The sequence below is a fragment of the Tannerella forsythia genome, from assembly GCF_003860135.1.
GTDB classification, from domain to species: Bacteria; Bacteroidota; Bacteroidia; order Bacteroidales; family Tannerellaceae; genus Tannerella; species Tannerella forsythia_A.
In genome coordinates, this window is record NZ_RQYN01000003.1 from 118,847 (window position 1) to 125,207 (window position 6,361).

General features: G+C 55.8%; 4 protein-coding genes. All 4 read left to right on the forward strand.

Annotation, left to right across the window (positions count from 1 at the left end; genetic code table 11):
• The first annotated feature begins 12 nt into the window (after positions 1-12).
• The 4 genes from EII41_RS01875 to EII41_RS01890 are packed head-to-tail and all read left to right on the forward strand — an operon-like array spanning position 13 to position 6,027.
• Positions 13-4,398, forward strand: coding sequence for a cobaltochelatase subunit CobN (locus EII41_RS01875; RefSeq protein ID WP_124789194.1), 4,386 nt, complete (start codon positions 13-15; stop codon positions 4,396-4,398).
• 2 nt (positions 4,399-4,400) lie between these two features.
• Entirely contained in the window at positions 4,401-5,105 is a 705-nt protein-coding gene (locus tag EII41_RS14075; protein ID WP_185711799.1) for a hypothetical protein, read from the forward strand.
• Positions 5,102-5,704: a MotA/TolQ/ExbB proton channel family protein gene (locus tag EII41_RS01885; RefSeq protein ID WP_124789195.1), complete on the forward strand. Its 603-nt coding sequence runs from the start codon at positions 5,102-5,104 to the stop codon at positions 5,702-5,704. The genes EII41_RS14075 and EII41_RS01885 overlap by 4 nt, the downstream gene beginning before the upstream one ends.
• A complete protein-coding gene (locus EII41_RS01890) occupies positions 5,701-6,027 on the forward strand; it encodes a DUF2149 domain-containing protein (RefSeq protein ID WP_124752134.1) in 327 nt (108 codons plus the stop codon). The genes EII41_RS01885 and EII41_RS01890 overlap by 4 nt, the downstream gene beginning before the upstream one ends.
• The last annotated feature ends 334 nt before the right edge of the window (positions 6,028-6,361 follow it).

Consider the following 6,361-nt stretch of genomic DNA (forward strand, 5'->3'; position numbering starts at 1 on the left):
AACATAGACAGCATGAAAAAGAAATTGTTACTTATCGTTGGTGCCGCTGTGGTTGCACTGGCCGTCCTGCTCTTCGTATGGAGCAGATGGTTCTCTGCCACCAAAGTGGCTTTTGTCAATTATCAGATCATTACCTTGGGCGAGATTCACAAGGCCAATGACAATTCGTTTATTAAAATCGCAACGGTCGATACCGAAGAGCTGGATCGGCTCAAAGGGTATGACATGGTCTTTATCAATGCGATGGGGCTTCGTATCACCGAAGAACAGCGGGCACAGATTCAGAAGGCGGCAGACGAAGGACTGCCGATCCTGTCGACAGCTGTGACCAACCCGGCTAACAAAATCATCTCCATCGATTCGCTTCAGGCCGACACCCTGAAACAGTACCTGAGCAATGGCGGACGACGCAATTACCGGAGCGTGCTGAATTACGTGCGTAAATACATCGACGGCAAAAAGATTTCGATCCATGAGCCGGAAGCTGTCGTAGAGCGCGCCAATGACATGCTCTACCATGCCGTTCCGGGTAAGCCGGACGAAGAGGAGCTCGGTTTCAATTCGATTGCCGACTATCACGCGTTCCTCCAAAAGCACGGGCTGCTGAAAGAAGGAGCGCCGCGTATCATCGTCACCGGCCCGATGGGACAGCCCGCCGATTTGATCCGCCGGCTGGAAGAAACCGGCAACGTGGTCTATCCGGTGCGCAACATGAAGAACCTTGTCAACCACCATCACATCGACTCGGTACAACCTTCGGCCGTCATCAACATGGCGCACGGACGTATGGGCGACTATATCGTCGACTATCTGACCCGGCAGAACATTCCGCTGTTCTCTCCGCTCAATGCCAACCGCCTCGTGGAGAAATGGGAAGACGACAAGATGGGCATGAACGGCGGTTTCCTTTCGCAAAGCGTGGTTACCCCCGAAATCGACGGGGCGCTCCGTCCGTTCGTCGTTTTCGGGCATTACAAGGACGAGGAAGGGATGCATCATGCCTTCGCGATCCCCGAACGGCTCGAAACGTTCGTGGAAACGATTAATAACTACCTCAGCCTGCAACGCAAGCCGAACAGCGAGAAGCGCGTGGTGATCGTCTATTACAAGGGGCCGGGACAAAACGCCATGTCGGCCGGCGGCATGGAAGTAGCGCCTTCGCTCTACAACCTGCTGGTACGCATGAAACGCGAAGGCTACAAGGTCGAAGGGCTTCCCGGCTCATCGAAGGAGTTGGAACGCATGATACAAGCTCACGGAGCAGTGTTCGGCGCATACGCCGAAGGAGCGCTCGACGAGTTTATGAAAACCGGTCAACCGGAGTTGATCACGAAAGAAGATTACGAAAGTTGGGTGAAGAAAGTAATCCGTCCCGATAAATACGCGGAGGTCGTGGCTGCTTTCGGCGAGTTCCCCGGCACGTATATGGCCACAGAAGACGGTCGTCTGGGCGTAGCGCGCCTGCAATTAGGCAATGTCGTGTTGATGCCGCAAAACGCTGCCGGTCGTGGCGACGATAACTTCAAGGTCGTGCACGGAACGGATGCCGCCCCGCCCCACACCTACATCGCTTCATATCTCTGGATGCAATTCGGATTCAAGGCCGACGCTCTCGTGCATTTCGGAACCCACGGAAGTCTGGAGTTTACGCCGAGAAAGCAGGTGGCGTTAAGCAGCAACGACTGGCCCGACCGACTCGTGGGCGCCGTGCCGCACTTCTACATTTACAGCATCGGCAACGTGGGAGAAGGCATGATTGCCAAACGCCGTTCATACGCCGGACTGCAATCGTACCTGACGCCTCCGTTTATGGAAAGCAGCGTGCGAGGCATCTACCGCGAACTCATGGAGCGCATCAAGATTTACAACAATACGGTCGGAGCCTGCTCATGTGGCGGAGAACATGATCACGAGCATGCGAAGAAAGACACCCGCAACGAGGCCGATCTGCGCCGCGCGTCGCTGGCCGTGAAAGCGGCGACGGTGAAGCTGGGCATTCATCGTGAATTGGGTTTGGACAGCGTCATGACCGTTCCTTACTCCGAAGAAGACATCCTCCGCGTCGAGAATTTCGCCGAGGAGCTGGCGATGGAGAAAATAACGGGGCAGCTCTACACGATGGGAGTACCGTACGAAGACATGCGCATCACCAGCAGTGTCTACGCCATGGCTACCGACCCGATCGCCTACAGCCTGCTCGCGCTCGATAAACTGCGCGGACGCGTTGAGAAAAAAACGGAGAAGCACCGCGCGTTGTTTACGCAACATTACATGAATCCGGCACGTGAGCTGGTAACACGATTGTTGGCCAACCCCGCGCTGGCATCGGACGAACTGATCTGCCGCACGGCCGGCATCACCGCCGACGAACTGGCCAAAGCGCGCGAAGTAGAAGAGTCGCGGAAAGTGCCCGGAGGCATGATGGAGATGATGATGAGCATGAGGCGTGAGGCGCCGGCCGAAGCCAAAGTACATGCCGATGCTTCGGATATGAAAGGGAAGCCTCAAACAGCCTCCAAAGGTAGCCACGGCCAAATGCCCGAAGGCATGAAAGAAATGGCGAAAGCGCACGGTGAAATGCCGCAGGCGATGAAGGAAAAGATGGCTGCCAAAGGAACAGACAGCGCATCGGCTCACGGAAAAACCATGCCTGCGGGCATGGCCGCCATGATGGGCGGCGGCATGCCGAAGAAAAAAGAATACACGAAAGAGGAAATCAACTTCGCGCTGGCCGTCATGGAGGTAGAGCGTACCATCCGCAATGTGGGACATTACAGAAAAGCCCTTCAGGAGAGTCCGGAGAAGGAACTGTATTCGATGATCAACGCCATGAACGGCGGATATACCCTTCCGTCGCCGGGAGGAGACCCGATCGTCAACCCGAACACGTTACCCACCGGACGCAACCTCTACGGCATCAACGCCGAAGCCACGCCGAGCGAGGCAGCCTGGGAAAAAGGCATACAGATGGCGAATAACACGATCGAGCTGTACAAGCGTCGTCATAACGACAGCATCCCCCGTAAGGTGAGCTACACGCTGTGGAGCGGCGAGTTCATCGAGACGGAAGGAGCGACGATCGCGCAGGTATTGTATATGTTGGGCGTAGAACCCTTGCGCGACGCGTTCGGGCGGGTGACGGACTTGAGGCTCATCCCGTCCGAAGAACTGGGACGCCCGCGTATCGACGTGGTGGTGCAGACGAGCGGTCAGCTGAGAGACCTCGCCGCTTCGCGGCTCTTCCTGATCAACCGTGCCGTAGAAATGGCCGCGGCAGCCAAGGACGAACCCTTCGAGAATCAGGTGGCCGCCGGCGTAGTAGAAGCCGAGCGCACGCTGATCGAGAAAGGGCTTACGCCGAAAGACGCGCGTGAGATTTCGACCTTCCGCGTTTTCGGAGGCATGAACGGCGGCTACGGCACCGGCATTCAAGGCATGGTGATGAGCGGAGACCGCTGGGAAAGCGAAAAGGAAATCGCCGACACGTACCTGAACAACATGGGTGCTTATTACGGCAGCGAGAAGAACTGGGAGGCGTTCCGCCAATTCGCATTCGAGGCGGCGTTGACCCGTACCGATGCCGTTATCCAGCCGCGCCAAAGCAACACGTGGGGCGCGTTGAGCCTCGACCATGTGTACGAATTTATGGGCGGACTGAACTTGGCCGTGCGCAACGTCACCGGAAAAGATCCGGACGCTTACCTGAGCGACTACCGCAACCGGAACAATTTCCGCATGCAGGAAGTAAAAGAAGCCATCGGCGTAGAGAGCCGGACGACGATCTTCAACCCGGCCTACATCAAAGAAAAGATGAAAGGCGAGGCCGGCGGAGCGGGAGCGTTCGCGGAGATCATACAGAACACCTACGGATGGAACGTGATGAAACCGGCGGCCATCGACAAGGAAATGTGGGACGAAATATATAATGTATACGTCAAGGATAAATTCGAGCTGGGCGTACAGGAATATTTCGAGACCCAAAACCCGGCGGCGCTCGAAGAGATTACGGCCGTCATGATGGAGACGATCCGCAAGGGCATGTGGCAGGCCACCGAGCAACAGACGGCCGACATTGCCAAGCTGCATACCGATCTGGTGAACAAATACAAACCGTCGTGCTCCGGCTTTGTTTGCGACAATGCCAAGCTGCGCCAGTTCATCGCTTCGAAGACCGACGCGCAGTCGGCCGAGCAGTACACACAGCACATCAATCGGATACGTGAGGCCGCGGCTTCGGGCGACCGGAAGAGTATGGTGATGAAGAAGGAAGACGTTTCGTCCGGTGCGCAATCACAGACGAACGTACTGAACAATGCCGTCGTGGCGGCCGTCGTGGCGCTGGCCGTCGTGGTGTTGATCTGGCTGGTGCGTTATCGCCGTAAAAAGATGCGGGAATAAGCATGGAGACAGTCGTAGTCGTCCTGATGATACTCGTTTGCTTCAACTTCATGTTGAAGCAAACGTATCGTAAATGGTGGTCTGTGGCCGTGATTGCCGTCGTCTGTGCCTTATTTGTCGGGCTGATCTGGCCCTATGCCATCGAACAGTCGAAGACCCAGATCGCCGACTGGCTGTCGAATCCCGTGCTCATGCTCGACACCTCCGTCGTGTTAAGCATCGAGGTCGTTCTTCAGATGGCTTTTTGCATGCTGGCCGCCCATGTGATGACCACCGGCCGCATACGCAAACGCACCTTGTGGAGCTACAAAGCGCTGCGCTGGTTTCCGGGACTGCTGATTTTCCCGGTACTCTTCAGCGCGCTGGTCGCCCTCATTTTCTCGTTCCCGGGCGTGTCGTTCCCGCTCATCGCGTGGAGCATGGCCGCGGGAGTACTGATCTTGATTCCCGCCGGCACGTTTGCGCTGCAACGTCTGTTGCCCGAAAAAGAACTGAGGCTCGAACTGCTGTTTCTGGCCAACGCTCTGATCGCGGTGCTGGGCGTCATCACCACCGTCAACGGCCGCACGGCCGTGACGGGAAACACCGTAATCGACTGGGGCGCGCTGGCCGGATTAACCGCGCTCACCCTCGTCGGGCTCATCGCGGGCTTCTTCACAGCCCGTATCAAACAACATTATAAACTACGTAAAAACAAAGAAAAATGAACTATATCTCCGATATTTTATACTGGATATCTACCGGGCTGCTCGTGCCCGTCATCGTGCTGCTGATCCTCCTCTTCATCCGTGCCTTGCTGCTGATCGGCGGCTTCTTCGGACAATACCTCGCCATTCGCAAGAACGAAGCGATCATCCGTCCCGAACTGGAAACATTAAGCAGCGACCGCCTCGACGATTTCGCCGAGCGGTTGCCCAAAGGAAACGCTTCGCTCGTAACGGTCTACATGCGCCGGCTGCTGGCCGTTAAGGACAGTCCCGCGCACGTGCAGCGCCTGCTCGCCGATTTCGAAATCGCGGCCGACAAAGACCTGACCGTCTCCAAAACCCTCGCCAAGTTAGGCCCCATGCTCGGACTCATGGGCACGCTCATCCCCATGGGACCCGCCCTCGTAGGACTCTCCACGGGCGACATCGCTTCGATGGCCTACAACATGCAGGTCGCCTTTGCCACCACCGTGGTCGGACTCTTCTCGAGCGCTATCGGGTTCATCACCCAGCAGGTGAAACAACGATGGTATCTGCAAGATATGACGAACCTCGAATTCATCGCCGGACTGATCACCGAAAAACGCAACAAGTCATGAAACGGAATCTGCTGAAGAAAGAAGACGACAACGACCCGATGAGCGTCGTAGGCAACCTCTTCGACGTCGCGATGGTCTTTGCCGTAGCGCTGATGGTCGCCCTCGTGGCACGCTTCAATATGACCGAGATGTTCTCGAAAGAAGACTTCACGATGGTCAAGAACCCCGGCACGGAGAAGATGGAGATCATCACCAAGAAAGGCGAGAAGATCGAGAAATATACGCCTTCGGAAGATAACCCGTCCGACAAAAGCTCGCGAGGCAAACGCGTCGGCACCGCCTACCAGCTCGAAAACGGCGAAATCATCTACGTCCCCGAATAGCGAGGTTAATGAATTGTTATGCCCTGCGGGCGTTGAAATGTTGAGTTGTTGAGGCGTTGAGTTGTTTGCCGTGTAGGGGCGAACCTGTGTGTTCGCCCTTCGATGGCGTGGATATAAACATCCCCCCTTTCCCCCCTTCGAAGGGGGGAAGAGCGAAGCGAAGGGGGATGTCATCCCTTCAAAGAGAGTGAATTTACGATGTTCAGAACGCAAATGAACACAAATGGTGCAAATCAACGCAAATGAACGAAAAGTGAAAAGTGAAAAGTGAATAGTGAAAAGTAAAGCAAAGTAGTCAAAGGTAGTCAGAGTAGTAAAGAATAACCATTGACAA